The 16142-nt window shown below is 72.1% G+C and carries 13 protein-coding genes; 6 read left to right on the top strand and 7 right to left on the bottom strand.

Features of this window, described 5'->3' with window-relative positions:
• Positions 1-71: 71 nt before the first annotated feature.
• Together rhaI and ACOJVX_RS21210 are read right to left on the bottom strand one after the other, a co-directional pair.
• Positions 72-1253: an L-rhamnose isomerase gene (rhaI, locus tag ACOJVX_RS21205; protein ID WP_030105186.1), complete on the bottom strand. Its 1182-nt coding sequence runs from the start codon at positions 1251-1253 to the stop codon at positions 72-74.
• Between the two features lie 82 nt (positions 1254-1335).
• Entirely contained in the window at positions 1336-1659 is a 324-nt protein-coding gene (locus ACOJVX_RS21210) for an L-rhamnose mutarotase (protein ID WP_026419059.1), read from the bottom strand.
• 383 nt (positions 1660-2042) lie between these two features.
• Here ACOJVX_RS21210 and ACOJVX_RS21215 point away from each other — a divergent pair, with 383 nt between their 5' ends.
• Together ACOJVX_RS21215 and ACOJVX_RS21220 are read left to right on the top strand one after the other, a co-directional pair.
• Entirely contained in the window at positions 2043-3164 is a 1122-nt protein-coding gene (locus ACOJVX_RS21215; protein WP_026419060.1) for a LacI family DNA-binding transcriptional regulator, read from the top strand.
• Positions 3165-3297: 133 nt separating this feature from the next.
• A complete protein-coding gene (locus ACOJVX_RS21220; RefSeq protein WP_418155719.1) occupies positions 3298-3939 on the top strand; it encodes a DUF3558 family protein in 642 nt (213 codons plus the stop codon).
• Positions 3940-3977: 38 nt separating this feature from the next.
• Here the strand turns inward: ACOJVX_RS21220 and ACOJVX_RS21225 are convergent, their stop codons facing one another.
• Both ACOJVX_RS21225 and ACOJVX_RS21230 read right to left on the bottom strand, forming a co-directional pair.
• The gene (locus ACOJVX_RS21225) at positions 3978-6014 is read right to left on the bottom strand and encodes a beta-galactosidase (protein WP_035292191.1); all 2037 of its coding nucleotides are present in this window, start codon (positions 6012-6014) and stop codon (positions 3978-3980) included.
• A 103-nt stretch (positions 6015-6117) separates the two neighbouring features.
• On the bottom strand, positions 6118-7440 hold the full coding sequence (locus ACOJVX_RS21230) for a Gfo/Idh/MocA family protein (RefSeq protein WP_026419063.1): 1323 nt from the start codon (positions 7438-7440) through the stop codon (positions 6118-6120).
• A 369-nt stretch (positions 7441-7809) separates the two neighbouring features.
• Between ACOJVX_RS21230 and ACOJVX_RS21235 the strand changes: the two genes are divergently transcribed.
• Positions 7810-8841: a LacI family DNA-binding transcriptional regulator gene (locus ACOJVX_RS21235; RefSeq protein WP_026419064.1), complete on the top strand. Its 1032-nt coding sequence runs from the start codon at positions 7810-7812 to the stop codon at positions 8839-8841.
• Between the two features lie 745 nt (positions 8842-9586).
• Here the strand turns inward: ACOJVX_RS21235 and ACOJVX_RS21240 are convergent.
• A complete protein-coding gene (locus tag ACOJVX_RS21240; protein ID WP_026419066.1) occupies positions 9587-10342 on the bottom strand; it encodes a S1 family peptidase in 756 nt (251 codons plus the stop codon).
• A 168-nt stretch (positions 10343-10510) separates the two neighbouring features.
• Positions 10511-11191 carry a DUF305 domain-containing protein gene (locus ACOJVX_RS21245; protein ID WP_155886147.1) on the bottom strand — a complete coding sequence of 227 codons (681 nt, stop codon included), beginning with the start codon at positions 11189-11191 and terminating at the stop codon, positions 10511-10513.
• Positions 11192-11658: 467 nt separating this feature from the next.
• Between ACOJVX_RS21245 and ACOJVX_RS21250 the strand changes: the two genes are divergently transcribed.
• On the top strand, positions 11659-13152 hold the full coding sequence (locus ACOJVX_RS21250) for an LVIVD repeat-containing protein (RefSeq protein WP_372493021.1): 1494 nt from the start codon (positions 11659-11661) through the stop codon (positions 13150-13152).
• Between the two features lie 407 nt (positions 13153-13559).
• Here the strand turns inward: ACOJVX_RS21250 and ACOJVX_RS21255 are convergent, their stop codons facing one another.
• Complete coding sequence (locus ACOJVX_RS21255; RefSeq protein WP_422647050.1) at positions 13560-14693, bottom strand: hypothetical protein; 1134 nt, start codon at positions 14691-14693, stop codon at positions 13560-13562.
• 192 nt (positions 14694-14885) lie between these two features.
• Between ACOJVX_RS21255 and ACOJVX_RS21260 the strand changes: the two genes are divergently transcribed.
• Positions 14886-15401, top strand: coding sequence for a GNAT family N-acetyltransferase (locus ACOJVX_RS21260; RefSeq protein ID WP_035292193.1), 516 nt, complete (start codon positions 14886-14888; stop codon positions 15399-15401).
• 537 nt (positions 15402-15938) lie between these two features.
• Entirely contained in the window at positions 15939-16142 is a 204-nt protein-coding gene (locus tag ACOJVX_RS21265) for a hypothetical protein (RefSeq protein WP_030105195.1), read from the top strand.

The following is a 16142-nucleotide window of genomic DNA, read 5'->3' on the forward strand; positions in this document are numbered from 1 at the left end:
GCGCCCCGGTGCCGGGACGGTGTTCCACTGGCTGCTGGCGCTTCCCGGTGTGGCCGGGTGCCCTGGTGCGGTCAGGCTCCCCAGCCCATCGCGTTGCCGCCGACCCGTTCCGCCTCGATGCGCTGCTGGTACCCCGAGCGGCGGTAGGCGGCGATCGGGTCGGGGTCGAGGCCCATGTCGGTGCGGAGTTCGGCGACCAGTGGCCGCACGTCGGTGTGGTAGGCGTCCATGAGCACCTCGTTGGCGCCGAGGACGTCACCGGCCTCCTGGGCCGAGCGCAGCGCGTCGGTGTCGACGAGGAGCGCCTTGGCGGTGGCCTCCTGCACGTTGGTGATGGATCGGATCATCGCCGGGATCTTGGGCTCGATGTTGTGGCACTGGTCGAGCATGAAGGCGAGGTCGGAGTCCGCGGCGAGGCCGCCGCCCCGGTTCACCTCGTACATGAGGCGGAACAGCTGGAACGGGTCGGCCAGGCCGACGATGAGGTCGTCGTCGGCGTAGAAGCGGGAGTTGAAGTGGAAGCCGCCGAGCATCCCGGCCCGCAGCAGGAAGGACACGATGAACTCGATGTTCGTGCCCGGGGCGTGGTGCCCGGTGTCGACGAGGACCTGCGCGGCCGGTCCGAGCTGAGCGCAGTGCGCGTAGGAGGTGCCCCAGTCGGGGACGTCCATCGTGTAGAAGGCGGGTTCGAAGAACTTGTACTCCAGCAGCAGCCGCATGCCTTCCGGCATCCGGTCGTAGACCTCGCGCAGCGCGGTGGCCAGCCGGTCCTGCCGGGCCCGGATGTCGTCCTGCCCCGGGTAGTTGGTGCCGTCGGCCACCCACATCGACAGGATCTTCGACCCGGTCTGCTCGGCGATCTCCACGCACTCCAGCAGGTGGTCGGTGGCCTTGCGGCGGATGCCGGGGTCCGGGTTGCAGATGCTGCCGAGTTTGTAGTCGTCCTCCTGGAAGACGTTGGGGTTGATCGCCCCGAGTTCGATGCCGGCGTCGCGGGCGTGGGCGGCGAGCCCGGCCCAGTCGTCGACCTTGTCCCAGGGGATGTGCAGGGCCACGCTGGGTGCCGCTCCGGTGAGTTCGTGGACCTTGGCGGCGTCGTCGATCTTCTCCTGCGGGGTGCGTGGCACTCCGGCCTGCGCGAACACCTTGAACCGGGTCCCGGAGTTGCCGTAGGCCCAGGACGGCGTCTCGATCCGCAGGCCGCGCAGGATCGACTTCACCGTGGCGCGGCGACTGGGACTGATCTCGGTCATCAGGAGGCTCCTTGCGGATGTGGACGGCGGCGACCACCGCGACCAGGGGACGCGGAGTGCGTGGGACGCGGGGGAGGGACCGTCAGGGAAGGTGGAAGACCTCGGGTAGTGGACTCATGTCCTCGTCGGCGGCGCCGGAGTCGAGTTCGGCGAACAGCGGGGCCATCTCGGCCTGCCAGCGTGCGTTGACCTCGGTGCGGTTCATCGCCTCCCTGGCGGCGTCGAAGTCGTCGCACTCCAGGTAGCCGATCAGCAGGCCGTCCTCGCGGAGGAAGAGGGAGTAGTTGCGCCACCCGGATTCGGATAGCGCTTTCCGCATGTCCGGCCAGACGTCCGCGTGCCGTTCGCGGTACTCCTCCAGGCGGTCAGGGCGCACCTGGAGCGTGAAGCAGATCCGCTGGGTCACGAGCGACCACCACGAACCACGGGGCCCCGAGCGACGGCTGTCGCCAACTCGGCCCGAACGTGCCGAAAACCCGTCATTGCGCGCGACCGCATCATGCGCCCGGCCTCCTCGTTGAGTGGGTCGTCCCGACAAACGCCGGCCGCCCCCTCGTCCTGGGTTGCCACCGGGTTAATGAATCGTTTCAACAACGCGCTTGTGCTGAGTTTGCAGCACGCCTCTTCGCGGTGTCAACCTCTCGTGCGGGACTTTTTGCCCGAGCATTCCCACCAGTGCGGCATACTTCCTCCAGGCTTCCCCACGGTGCGGGAAGCGACTCCATCACGGTGATTGACACGTTTCAAGACGTCAGCCAGCGTCTCGGCGTCTGCCCAGCGGGAGGTGCGGTGGGACAGCAGGCAGCAGCCAGCATCCGGCAGGTGGCCAGGGCCGCCCGGGTGTCGGTGGGGACGGTGTCCAACGTGCTCAACCGCCCGTCGGTCGTCGCGCCCGCCACGCGCCGGCGAGTCCTCGCCGCCATCGACGAACTCGGCTTCGTCCGCAACGAGTCGGCGCGGCAACTCCGGTCGGGGACCGCCCGCACCATCGGCCTGGTCGTCCTCGACGTCGGCAACCCGTTCTTCACCGACCTCGCCAAGGGCGTGGAGGCGGCCGCGACGGAGGCCGGGCACGCCGTGATGCTGTGCAACAGCGACGGATCACGGGACCGGGAGTCCCGCCACCTGGAACTGCTGGCCCAGCAGCAGGTGCACGGGGTGCTGATGTCCCCCGTGGAGGACGACCTGTCCTCGGCGCGCGAGTTGGCCGCGCGGGGGGTCTCCGTGGTCCTGGTCGGACATCCGGCCGAATCCGAGGACCTGTGCTCGGTGGCGGTCGACGACCGGGTCGGCGGGGAGGTCGCCGTCACCCACCTGCTGGCGACCGGACGTCGCCACCTGACGATGATCGCCGGTTCACCCGCGACCCGGCAGTGCGCGGAACGGCACGCCGGTGGGCGGCAGGCGTTGCGCAGGGCGGGCCACGACCCCGCGGACCTCGAGTTCCTGGAGGTGGCCACCCTCGACGTCGCGGCGGGCCAACGAGCCGCGGAACAGCTGTTGGCGCGGGGGGAGCTACCGGACGGCGTGTTCTGCGTGAACGACCTCGTCGCGCTCGGACTGCTCCAGGTGCTGCTGCGCGCCGGCGTCTCCGTGCCGGACGACGTGGCCGTCGTGGGTTACGACGACATCGACTTCGCCGCCGCGGCCGCCGTCCCGCTGACCTCCGTCCGACAACCCGCGACGTTGCTGGGACGGACGGCCGCCGACCTCGTCATCGCGGAGGGCACCGGTTCCGGGCACCAGCACCAGCAGGTCATGTTCACGCCGGAGCTGGTGGTCCGCGAGTCCACCGGACACCGGGAGGACAGGGGCCGGGCGACGGGCGGCCCCGCCTGGGGCGCCCTGCTGCGGCCGGTGCGCGAGCTCGGCGGCCGCGTCGGCGCGCAGGAGCCGGAACCGGCGGGCTGACAGGCTGACCGGGTGTCCCGGGCGGGCGCACCGGCGACGCGGGCGAGGTCCCCCCTGCCCTCCTCGACGGACCCCGTACGCTGGCCCGCCGCGGTACTCCATGCCACCGTCCGATCACCGGGAGGCACCAGACATGACGGGATCCTCGCGCCCGCGAGTCGCGACACCGCTGTGGGCCCTGCTCGCCTGCGCCGTCCTCACCGCCTGCACCACGGTGGAGGGAGGTCGCGCGCTGCCAGCCGAGGAACCGCCGGCGTCGCGCGCTTCCGAGGGCCCACCGGCCGACCAGAGCACCGGAGCTGGTCCCGAGCACGCCCCCGGCACCCCGGTCTCCCCCGGAGCTGGTCCCGAGGGCGACCAGCCGCCCTCGACGGAGGACGCGGCGATGATCCAGGCCTGTGAACTGCTGACGGCCGAGGAGACCACCGCCTTCGGTGTCGACGGGTCCGCCGCGGAGTCGATGCCGGGCACCGACGTCGCCTCCTGCCGTATCCCCGCCCTGGAGCGGGGCGGCCCGACCCTGTTGCTCGGCATCTCCGCGCTGCGGGGCGTCGACCCCACCCTGCTTCCCGACGACGCGGTGGAGACCCAGGTGGGTTCCCGGCCCGCCATGCGGTCGACCGAGGGCAACGCCTGCGATCTGACGATCGCCCTCGGTGCCGATGCGCACGCGCTCGTGCGCGCACGCAGCTCGGAGAACACCGACACCGCCTGCGCGCTGGCGGAGGCGGTCGCCGCCACCGTGGAGCCGCGCCTCCCCCGCGACCTGGGCTGACGTTCGCGGAGGAGGCGCTGGCGGCGGCTCCGGTGCGACTAGTCGCGGGCGAGGCGCAGCACGGCGACTCCCCGCCGTTCCACCGCGACCTCGGTCAGCGGGTCCCCGGGCTGGAGGACGTCGGTCCCGGGCGTGGGCAGGGGGATCCGCACCGGCTCCTCGCCCCGGTTGAGCACCAGCAGGTAGCGCTCACCGCTCTCCGCGACACGCTCCCAGGCCCGCACGCCGGCCGGCAGGTCGGGCAGCACCGGCGCCACCCCGGCCTCGGCCCGGATGCCGTCGACGAGGCCGCGCATGGCGTCCTCGGGCAGCCGGGTGCCGAGGTACCAGGCGACCCCGGAGCCGAACTCGTTGCGGGTGATCGCCGGGGACCCCGCCAGCTCCCCGCCGGCGAACGACGCGACGGCGGCGGCGCCCTCCAGGTGGATCTGCTCGGACCAGACGGTGCCGAGGACCTCCGTGTCCTGGTCTCCCAGGCCCCGCACCGGGACCGTCCCGTTCTCCGGCAGCGGCCAGAACTCCTCGACCCAGACGCCCAGCACGTCGCGGAAGGCTCCCGGGTAGCCGCCCAGGTAGACCTGGTCGCGGTCGTCGACGATGCCGGAGAAGAAGGACACCGCCAGGTGGCCGCCGCCCCGGACGTACTCGCGGAGGTTCCTGGCGGCCTGCGGGCTGACGCTGTAGAGGTTGGGCGCGATCACCAGCCGGTACCCGCTGAGGTCGGACTCCGGGTGCACGACGTCACAGGCCACGCCGGCCTCGAACAGCGGCGCGTAGTGCGCCAGACTGGACTCGACCTGCCGGACGTCGACGCTCGGGTGGGAGTCCATCTCCAACGCCCACCAGCTGGACCAGTCCAGCAGCAGCGCCACGTCGGCGACCACTCGGCTCCCGGCGACCTCCCGGGCCCTGGCCAGTTCGTCACCCAGTGCGCACACCTCGCGGAAGATGCGGGTGTTCTCCCCCGCGTGCGGCACCATCGCGGCGTGGAACTTCTCGGTGCCGCCCTGGGAAGCCCGCCACTGGAAGAACATGACAGCGTCGGCGCCCTGCGCCACGGCCTGCCAGCTGTCCAGCCGCATGACGCCCGGGGCCTTGGGCGAGTTCCGGTCCCGCCAGTTCACGCCGCTGGTGGCCTGTTCCATCAACAGCCAGGGCTGACCGGCCCGCAGTGACCGCATCAGGTCCGAGTTGAAGGCGATCTCCCGCTGGCTCTGGCGGTCCCACGGGTCCGGGTAGGCGTCGTAGGAGACGACGTCCATCTCCTCCGCCCACGCGAACGCGTCGATGGAGGCGCCGGAGCTGATGAAGTTGGTGGTCGCCGGCACGGAGGGCGCGGCCGCGCGGAGGATGTCGGCCTCCATGCGGTAGCAGGCCAGGAAGGCGTCGGAGGTGAACCTCGCGAAGTCGAGGCGCTGCCCGGGGTTGGAGTGGAAGGGAGCGGCCCTCGGCGGCAGGATCTCGTCCCAGTCGGTGTACCGCTGGGCCCAGAAGTCGGTGTACCAGGCGGTGTTCAGCTCGTCGATGTCGGTGTAGCGGCTGCGCAGCCACCGCCGGAAGTCCACCGCCGACTCGTCGCAGTAGCAGGCGGGCAGATGGCAGCCGTACTCGTTGTTGATGTGCCAGAGGGCGACGGCCGGGTGGTCGCCGTAGCGCTCACCGATCCGCCGCACCAGTTCGGCGGCGCGTTCCCGGTAGATCGGGCTGGAGGGGCAGTAGTGCTGGCGGGAACCGTGGGAGAGGCGGGTGCCGTCGACGGTCACGGGCAGCGTCTCCGGGTAGAGACGGCCCAGCCAGGCAGGGGGCGACGCGGTCATGGTCGCGAGGCAGGCGCCGATCCCGTTCTCGGCGAGCCCGTCGAGGACCCGGTCGAACCACGCGAAGTCGAACTGGCCGGGACGGGGTTCGACCCTGGCCCAGGAGAAGATCCCGACGCTGACGAGGGAGACCTTGGCCTCCCGCATCAACCGGAGGTCCTCGACCCACACATCTTCCGACCACTGCTCGGGGTTGTAGTCGCCGCCGTAGGCGAAGCCGCCAAGGCGTGCTCGGACAGCCTCCATGCTTCTGGTCATCAGTCGCTGCTTCCCTTTCCGCGGCTGCCGCCGCCGGTCGTCGCGCTGTCGGGTCTGGACGGTCGTGGGGGTGGGCCTGGGCGTGGGCCGGGGCCGGGGCCGGTCAGAGCGGGAGCAGGTCGGAGACCCGGACCGGCGCGCCGGTCCGGAACGACTCGGTGGCGGCCAGCCCCACCGCCAGCGCGTTCGCACCGGCGACGTGGTCGGCCCGCAGGCCGAGCGGGTCGGCGGCCGGCGGGCCGAACAGGGCGCGCAGCATCAGCTCGTCACCACCGCCGTGCCCCGGTTCGAGCGGTTCGTCGAGCAGCACCTCCGGCTCGGCGAACAACGGGTACCGCGTGATGGTGGCCCTGGTGAAGTCGGCGGCGTCCGTGCCGGGCGGGCGCTCGAGGCGGAAGCCGTCCTCGACGGGCGAGCGGGCGTAGTCGTTCTCCCGCACGGCGAGTTCGAGCCGGCCGCCGGACCCGTTGAAGCACACCCGGTAGCCCTCGTACGGCGAGTAGGCGTGCAGCTGGTAGTTCAGCGAGACCCCGGAGCGGTAGCGGGCGAGCACGGACATGTCGTCCTCGACGGTGATGCCGGAGCCGAACACGTTGCGGTCCCGCAGGTACCCGTCCTCGTGTTCGGCGTCGAGGTAGAGCGCGCGCATGCGGGGCGAGGCGGCGAGGTCGAGGGCGAACGGGTCGCTCCTGGCCTCCTCGGAGCCGGCGGCGCGCGCGTAGTCACGGGCCAGCCCGTGCCGGGCGCCGTTGGACTCGCCGTAGAAGAAGAGCCGCCCCATGCCGAACACCAGCTCGGGCCGGTCGTCGAGCCACCAGTTGACGAGGTCGAAGTGGTGGCTGGACTTGTGGACGAGGAGCCCACCGGAGTGCTCGCGTTCCCGGTGCCAGCGGCGGAAGTAGTCCGCTCCGTGCTGCACGTCGAGCAGCCACTCGAAGGTGACCGAGCCGACGCGTCCGACGGTGTCGTCCGCGAGGAGCTCCCTCACCCGTTGGTGCACCGGGTTGTAGCGGTAGTTGAAGGTGACCTCCACGGGAACGCCGGTGCGGCGTTGGGTGTCGAGGATGGCGCGGCACTTCGCCACGTCGACCGTCATGGGCTTCTCGGTGATGGCGCGGCGCCCGTTGTTCATCGCCGAGACGAGGTAGTGGTCGTGCGCGCTGTCCGTGGTGCAGACGATCACGGCGTCGACGCGTTCGGCCGTGAGCATCTCCTCGAAGCGGTCGGGGGTGTAGGCGGGCAACGCCGGGTGGCCGGCGTCGGTCAGCCAGCCGTTGTAGGCGGCGATCCTCGTCTGGTTGGAGTCGCAGAGAGCGACCAGTTCGGCCGTGTCCGGGAACCCGCTGGCCAGCGCGTTGACGTACATCTCGGCCCGAGATCCCAGCCCGACGAGGGCGTACCGGGTCCGCTGGTTGCCGTCACTCACCTTGAGGTGCTCCTTCCACAGGCGCTGGGCCTGTCCTCGCCGGGGCGGGTGCGCGTGGACGGGTCGCTCCGCACCTCCTGCCGCCACCCCGGCCGTCCGGCCGCCGCCCCGGCGTTCTCGTGCCGGTCTCGACCGCTGCCTGTGCGGATTCAACCTGTGTCCAACTCGCCCAGCAAGCGCTTACCGGCCCGACCGGCAGGCCGCTGACCGGTTCCGGCCAGCGCGGTCGGCGAGGCGGGACCGCCTACCCGACCGGAGCAGCCTCTGCCATCATCCGCATGGCGGAAAGTGCTTTCCCAACCACTCGGGCGGTGTGTGGCCAGGCTGGTGCGGGGCGCGGAGCGACGAGGCTCGAGGGCGGGAGGGGCGGTGGCACGACGACAACCAACCCTGGTCGAGGTGGCCCAACACGCCAGGGTCTCGTTGGCGACCGCGAGCCGGGTGCTCAACGGCTCGAACCGCAGGGTGGGCGAGGAGCTGCGGAACCGGGTCGTGGTCGCGGCGACCGAACTGGGCTACCTGGTGAACGCCTCGGCGCAGGCCTTGGCGCGCAGCGCTTCCCCCGTGGTCGGGCTGCTGGTGCACGACATCGCCGACCCCTACTTCTCCAGCATCGCCGCCGGCGTCAGCCGCGTCGCCGAGGACCGTGGTCTGGTGGTGGTGCTCGGCGTGACGGGCCGCGAGGCGCACCGGGAACTGTCGCTGCTCTCCACGCTGCGAGCCCACCGGGCCCGCGCCGTCGTGCTCGCCGGCAGCCGGACGACGGAGTCCCTGCACACGGAACGGCTGAGCACCGAGATGGTGGCCTTCATGGAGCAGGGCGGTCGGGTGGCGTGCATCTCGCAGGACCGCCTGCCCGTGCACACCGTGGTGCCCGCCAACAAGGACGGGGCCCGCGCGCTGGCGAGCAGGCTGGCCGAACTCGGTCACCGGCGGTTCGGGGTCCTCGCCGGTCCGGCCGACCTGGTCAGCGCGGTGGACCGGACCACGGGTTTCCTGGAGGGGTTGGCGAACCGCGACGACCCGCTGCCGGAGCCGGTACTGGTGCACGGCGCCTTCACCCGGGACGGTGGCTACCAGTCGACCCGGGAGATGCTGGCCAGGGACAGCGGCATCACCTGCCTGTTCGCCGTCAACGACGTGATGGCCACCGGGGCGATGGCGGCGATCCGCGACCAGGGGTTGCGGGTCCCCTCGGACCTCTCGGTGGCCGGCTTCGACGACATCCCCACCCTGCGGGACCTGGTGCCCTCGTTGAGCACGGTCCGCTTGCCCCTGGAGCAGATGGGCGAGCAGGCCGCGCGGCTGGCCTTCGGCGACCAGCCCATCCGGGGGACGCGCACGGTGCGCACCCGGGCCGAGGTGGTGCTCCGGCAGAGCACGGCCCCGCCGCCCCGTTGAGGGCGTCGACCCCGGGAACACCCGGCTCCACGCACCAGGGAGCCGGACGGGTGGCGGAGGCGCGAGTCGAGGCGGGACGACTCCCGGCCCGCATCCCTACCGCCAGGCGCGTGACCGGTGGGCCCGCTCCAGCCGCCCGCGTGGTCCTGGTCGCACCGCCGGCACGGAACGAGGTGCGTGTGGACGGTGACCCGGCGACGGTCGCGGGTGGAGGTGACCGGGGGATTCGCACCGAACCGGATCCCGAGAACGCCGGTTCACCTGAGTCGCTGGGCGCCCGCATCGCGGCGATCCGGGACTCGCGCACCCTGGCACCGCCCAGGTCGTCGGCACAGGCCATCCGGCACCCGGCACCCGAGGGTTGACCCGACTACGGAGGTGCCGCGAGCGGCCCGACCCCGCCACGCGGGTCGCGCCCAGCAGTAGCCCTGGACGGCGTCACCGACCGAGACGTCGGGCTCGGGGGTCGGAGGCGGGATCGCTGCCTACGGGCTTCGCCAACTGGGCGAGGGCCACATCGGCCGCGGGATGGGAGGCCCAGGCACGGCCTGTTCCACCCGGGTACCCGCTGTTCTTGTCGAGGTCGTCGCAGCGCACGGGGTACCCGTGGCCCGCCGACGACTGCGTGCTCGGCGGGCCGAGCCCCGGTACGGCGCGGCGCCCCGGGCCGGTGGGTACGACCCGGGGCGCCGACGGCTCACACCCGGCCCTCCTCAGGAGGACGCACGGCGGGGCGTGTCACCGCTCAGACACCGGTGTGCTGGGTGATCCAGTCCCGGTACGGGGTGATGTGGGTGTACACGGTGACGCTGCGGCGGTCGCTGGTGGAGGCGACACCGATCTGGTACCCGGACTCGGCGAACATCGGGCCGCCGGAATCACCACCGGCGGGGATGCCGTCGATGCGGGAACCGCACACACCCAGGCCGCCCCGGTAGTCACCGCGGCAGGTGCCGTCGACCCCGGTGACCTCGACGTTGGCGTACTTGAGGTACTGGGACTGGCAGCTGGCCTCGCCCTGGCCGGGCGCGGGGATGCAGGTGGCGCCCCACCCGTAGGTCTGGACCGTGTCGCCGACCGCGACCTGCTGGCTCGGGGCGAGGGGCGTGAACTCGGTGTCGACCTCGTTCGCCAGCCTGATCAGCGCCAGGTCGGCGCTGGGGTGGGTGATGACGCCGTTGGGAGCCTGGTCCACCAGGGTGCCGGCGTGCTGGTCCAGGTCGCCGTACCGGACGCTGTTGCCGCTGCTGGCGACGCAGTGCTCGGCGGTGAGAACCCATTCAGGGGCGATGACGGTGGCCGAGCACACCTCGGCGCCGTTGCGGAACAACCGGGCCGCGCCGCGGGTCTCCTCGGCGAAGTTCCCGTCGATGATCATCGGCTGGTTGGCCGTGTCCAGTTCGGCCGGTTCGGCGGTGGCGGCACCCGCCAGGGGGGCGACCAGACCACTGATCGCGAGACAGGCCGCGGCGGCGACAACTCGTAGTGGGCGCAAACTCAACTCCTCGGCTTGGGCGGGCGACCAGCCCGCCTTGGGCAGGGAACGAGGAATCCAACCTCGCGGTGAGTTTCACACGATCGAGTGAGGACGAAAAGGATTAACCTGGACCTTGTCCGGCGATGTCCACCTCGCCACCCGGTTGGAGCAGCGGGTCGTCACCGAGCGAGATCAGCCGAGGAGTTCGCGCATCGTGTCGATCTCGGCCGTCTGCCCCACCATCATGTCCGCCGCCATCGCCTGGAGGGCGACGTCCGACCCACGCGAGAGGACCTCGTCGGTCATCTCCAGCGCCCCCTCGTGATGGGCGATCATGAGACGGAGGAACAGCCGGTCGAAGTCCGATCCCTCGGCGGCGGCCAGCGCCGTGAGTTCCTCCGGGGTGGCCATCCCCGGCATGTCGGCGTGGTCGTGGCCCCCGTGGTGGTCCTCGTGGTGGGCATGCCCGGTCGCGTCGACGATCCCGTCGCGCCACCCCAGCATCGCCCCGATCTCCGGCCCCTGGGACCCCTCGATCCGCCCCGCGAGCGAGACGATGCGGGGGTCCGCTGCCCGGCTGGGGGCGAGCGCCGCCATCTCCAGCGCCTGCTCGTGGTGGGGAACCATCATGTCGACGAAGGTGAGGTCGTGCTCGTTGGCCTCGGGTTGTCCGGCGCTGAGCGGACCGTCGGGGGCGACCCGGCGTGGTTCGTCACCCGGCCCGCCCGGGGCGACCAGCGGCGGCGCCTCGGTACCCGTGTGCTCGTCCACACCGGATCCGGTGCATCCCGCGAGGAGTACCGCCCCGACGACCAGGACGGCCAGCCGTCCCATGCCCGACGCCCCCGGTCCGCCCACTCCCCGCACCCGCACCCGACTCTCCCGTCATCTCGTCACCGACCGGGCGGTACGCGGACCCGTCCAGGTCCACGGTGGAACCGCCGGCGCGCGCACCGAACGCGATGCGACTCGGGAGCCAGCCTAGGCGCGGTCACCGTCGATTCCTAGGCCGGAATCACGCCCTCCTCCGATTTGCCGCGCCCTCGACCATTCCTCCTCCCAAACCACCGCCGGACGGGTGAAACACATCATTCACATTCCCGTCACGGAATCCCGTCCACGGCCTGGGAGAATCGCGGGACAACGGGACGATGACACGGCACTACCCCACAGCACCGCGCTCACCAGCACTGATTTCCCTCCTCACCCAGCGTTGCCACCCGCATGAGATCCACGTGAAATCATCACTCTTTCGGCGGATACATTCGCCCCGACGGTCCTCCACATACTGCTAGGTGGTTCGACGTGCCACCGGGGGGGCGCATTCCCGAGGGGAGATCATTGTGAGGCAGGCTTTCCATTCCCGTGCGCGCAGAGCCCGGGCGGCTCTGGTCGCGGCCGCCGGTCTCGCGGCCGCCGCGACGCTGGCCGTCCCGGCGTACGCGCAGTCCGCGGACCCGCTCGAGGCGGACCCGTTCGCCACCGAGGGCGTCCTCCCGCAGTCGGTGGACGAGGAGGTCTTCCACAGCGACAACATCCGCCACGTCGCCCACCTGCCCAAGCAGGCGCCGTTCGACAACACCGACAGCGTCGGCAGCGACATCGGTTTCCGGGACGACTACGCGTTCTTCGGCAACTACAACGGTTTCGTCGTCTACGACATCGCCGACCCCGAGGACCCCCAGATCGTCTCCCAGGTGTGGTGCCCCGGCGGGCAGGGTGACATCACCGTGCACGGGGACCTGCTCTTCCTGTCGGTGGACTACCCGCGCACCAACAACACCTGCGACTCCGAGTCGACGACCGCGGCCGACCCGAACGGGTGGGAGGGGATCAGGGTCTTCGACATCAGCGACGTGACCAGCCCCCGCTACGTCGCCGACGTCCGCACCGACTGCGGCTCCCACACCCACACCCTCGTACCGGACAAGGGCGGTGAGGTCGCCTACCTGTACATCTCCTCGTACGCGCCGTCGGCGAACTTCCCCCAGTGCCAGCCGCCGCACAACAAGATCTCCATCGTCGAGGTGCCGTTGGACGACCCGGCGGCCACGGCGCTGATCGCCGAGCCGGTGCTCTTCCCCGGGGACACCGGCAACCCCGGCCCGCCCGCCGGCCAGCGGAGGACCACCGGGTGCCACGACATCACCGTGTTCCCGGCCAGGGATCTCGCGGCCGGCGCCTGCATGGGTGACGGCATCCTCATCGACATCGCCGACCCGGTGAACCCGGTCGTCATCGAACGGGTCCGCGACGACGTGAACTTCGCCTTCTGGCACTCCGCCACCTTCAACAACGCCGGCACGAAGGTGGTCTTCACCGACGAGCTCGGCGGAGGCGGCGCGGCGACCTGCAACGAGGAGGTCGGACCGACGCGCGGAGCGAACGGCATCTACGACGTGGTCGACCGGGGCGGCGAGCCCAAGCTCGAGTTCCGCAGCTACTACAAGATCCCCCGCCACCAGGAGGACACCGAGAACTGCGTCGCCCACAACGGGTCGCTGATCCCGACGAAGCACGGCGACTTCATGGTGCAGGCCTGGTACCAGGGCGGCATCTCCGTCTTCGACTTCACCAACTCCGCCCGGCCGAGGGAGATCGCCTACTTCGACCGGGGACCGTTGAACCCGGACCGGCTCCAGGGCGGCGGCTCGTGGTCCGCCTACTACTACAACGGCTACATCTACTCCAACGGGATGCAGCGGGGCCTCGACGTCGTCGAACTCGACGACCCGAGGACGAACACCGCGAAGCGCGTCACCTTCGACGAGTTCAACCCGCAGACCCAGTACGTGTACGACTGGCCGAACGGCCTGGTCGTGCCGGGCAACTGACACCACCGGACCAGCGGCCGTTCCGGCTGCCCCCACGCGAACGGGCCCGGCACACGCCGGGCCCGTTCCTCGTCCGGCCCTGCCCGGGTGACGCGGGTGATCCGAGCGGACCGGCCCACCGCGGCGGGACCAGCGCCACCCGCCCCAGTCCGGGCGGGCCGACCTCGGGCCCCTCAGCCGCCAGCGGAACCCCTGCCCCCACCCACCCGGCGGCGACCACCTCGCCGCTGGGGACCGGCGGGGGCCGACTGCTCCGGCAGACGCGCGGGCCTCCTCGGCGCGACGAGGCACCAGGCGGACAGGACCGGTGTTCCCGCGCCCCGAGGACGTCGAGGCCTGGCGGGACGTGCGCCTGACGCACCCGGTTCGCCCCACCCACCCCTGGACCAGGGTTGACCGGGCGGGGCTCAGCGCCGAGCCGCGTTCCGCGCGAGGCCGAGCAGGCCGGCGGCCGCCGAGACGAGGACGACGATCGACAGCGGTTGCACGGTTCCCGGCGAGACGAGAACCAGCAGGGACCACCCGGCCAGGAGCACCGTCCCCGCACCGAGCACCGCACCGCAGACCAGGAGGAGCGCCCTCCCCCGCAACGCGCCGATCACCTCGCCTCGGCGGGCTGGGGGCACGCGGCGCAGTCCGTGGGCGGGCAGGAGGACGACGGCGATCGCCACCATCAGCCCGGCGAGTCCGTGGATGCGCGTCGAGTCGGGCATCGAGGTCAGCAGCAGGAGGAGCGCCCCGCCGGCCTGGACGAGCCACATCTTCCGGAACAGCGGCCACAGGACCGCCTCGACACCCCGGCCGAGCTCCTGCCGGCGGGTGTCCCGTTCGATCCGTTCCTCGTCCCGGCCCTCGTCCGGCGTCCCTGTCCCGCCCACCTCGGGCTCGCCCGACCCGCCGTTCCTCCGCCAGCGGCGAGCGACGGGCCCACCACCGCGCGCCGACCTCCGCTCCGCCCTGGCCCGGGCGTCGCGCTCCTTGCGGACCACGCGCAGGCCCCGTTCCGCCACCGCCGACTTCGGGCGGAGCCGCAACGCCGTCCGGTAGGCCCACTCGGCGCGGCCCCAGTCGTGGCGCAGCAGGGCGGCGTCGCCCAACACCTCGTACGGCCGGCCCTCCTCCGGAGCGAGTTCGACGGCACGCGCCGCGCTGTCCTCGGCGTCCCGCAGGGCGCCCTCCCCGCCCTGGGCCGTCAGCGCCTCGGCCAGTCCGGAGTGGCACTGCCAGACCCGTGGTGCCTCCGCCACCGCCGTGCGGGCGGCGGCGACCGCGTCGTCGTGTTCCCCGAGGTCGGTGTGGGCCAGCGCCGCCAGCAGGTGCGGGGAGTGGTGGCCGGGCAGGACGATCATCGCGCGGCGGGCCAGGGCGAGTGCCTGCGTCGGGGCACCGACGTGCAGCTGCTCGCCCGCGAGCTGGCAGAGCACCGCCGCGTTCCCCGGGTGCTCGGACACCAGGTCGGACAGCAGGCGCACCGCCTCGCGGTGTTTGCCGGAACCGCTCAGTTCGGCGGCGCGGCGCAGGGTGGCGGTGACGTCGGGCACCACCCCAGTCTCTCAGCTCCCCGCGAGCCCGTTCCAGCGCTCGGCGACGAGCGGGTCCCGGTGCCGTCGACCCCCGCTTCCCCGTGCCCCTGTTCCTCGGGCGGCTGGGCCGGAACCGCGTTGTGGGAGGCCGGGGGCGCGCGGCAGGATCGGCCTCGGCCGTCGTCCGAACCCCGCGACCAGAGGAGCACGATGCACCCACCACCGATCCGCGTGTCGCGCGCCGAGGACCTCCCCGTCCTCGGCGAGGTCAGCAGGGCGGCGGACCGGCTGTTCGAGGACGTGGGACTGGTCCTGCCACCGGACGACCCCGAACACGCGCTGCGCTCCGCCGGCGAGGTGCTGGTGGCGGGAGAGCCACCCGTCGGTTTCGCCGCGATGGACGAGCTCGACGGCAGGACGCACCTGGACCAGCTCGCGGTGCACCCCGCCTTCGGCGGCCGGGGTATCGGTGGGGCGCTGCTGGCCGAGGTGCTGGCCCGGGCCGGCCGCCGGGGCTCACCCGCCGTCACCCTGACCACCTTCCGCGATGTTCCCTGGAACGCTCCCTGGTACCGGCGGCGCGGGTTCGTGGAACTGCCCCGGTCCGACTGGGGACCGGAGCTCCGCGCGCGTTGGGAGGAGGAGCGGGGCGCGGGCATCGCGGTGGCGCCCCGCGTCGTGATGATCGCGTGGGCGGACCCGGTGCCCGGGGGGTCGGGGAGCTGAGCGGACGTCCGCTCCGCCCGGACGCGGGGCTGCTCCCTCGTTCGGTGACCGTCCACCGCTCACCCCGACCACGGACCCGGCCGAGATCGGCGGACTCGGACTCCCCAGCGGCGAGCGGTGCTCCCCCACCGCTGCCCGAGGACGCGCGCGGGGTGGTCGGGCGGCGGCTGGTGGCGGTCCTCGGGCCGTCGAGCCGGTCTGTCCCCCAGATCCACCCGACCGCGCGCCGCGATCACCCGGGCGGATGGTGGCGCCGGTCGTCAGGGGTGTGCCAGCACGGCGTTCGCCCCTGTCACGGGCCGATCGCGTCCCCCTGGCCACGATCGCGGCTAGTATCCCGATGTGATTGAACGCTCCACCAGTTTGGGTGATCTGAGCGTCGTCACCGGCGCGGTGGGTGTCGATCTCCTCGCCTGGGGGCGAGAAACACTCGGAAAGCGGCCACGACGGGCGTCATGACCCCGGCGGCGGTGGCGTCTCACCACCGCGAGCACCGAGTGCAGGAGACCGCCGGTCACCGGCGGAGGAGTGGGGGGAGTGGTAGTGCGCAACGAGTGGTCCGTCAACTGCCGGGACGTCGCGGGGCGGCGACGGGACGTGGTCGTCTTCGTCGACCAGGGACAGGTGGTGCTGACAGCGCCCCCAGGGGAGACCGCGGTGCTGAGCCCGCTGGAGGTGGGACGGTTGCGCGCCGCCCTGCGGGACGCGGTGGTCGCCGCCTCGGTATCCCCCGAGGAGTGA

The organism is Actinoalloteichus caeruleus, assembly GCF_049311605.1.
GTDB classification, from domain to species: Bacteria; Actinomycetota; Actinomycetes; order Mycobacteriales; family Pseudonocardiaceae; genus Actinoalloteichus_B; species Actinoalloteichus_B caeruleus.

Bases quoted from the DNA above. Each gene is read 5' to 3' on its own strand.
- ACOJVX_RS21260 (WP_035292193.1), top strand. From the start codon at position 14,886: ATGCACCCACCACCGATCCGCGTGTCGCGCGCCGAGGACCTCCCCGTC.
- ACOJVX_RS21225 (WP_035292191.1), bottom strand. From the start codon at position 6,014: ATGACCAGAAGCATGGAGGCTGTCCGAGCACGCCTTGGCGGCTTCGCC.
- ACOJVX_RS21220 (WP_418155719.1), top strand. From the start codon at position 3,298: ATGACGGGATCCTCGCGCCCGCGAGTCGCGACACCGCTGTGGGCCCTG.
- rhaI (WP_030105186.1), bottom strand. From the start codon at position 1,253: ATGACCGAGATCAGTCCCAGTCGCCGCGCCACGGTGAAGTCGATCCTG.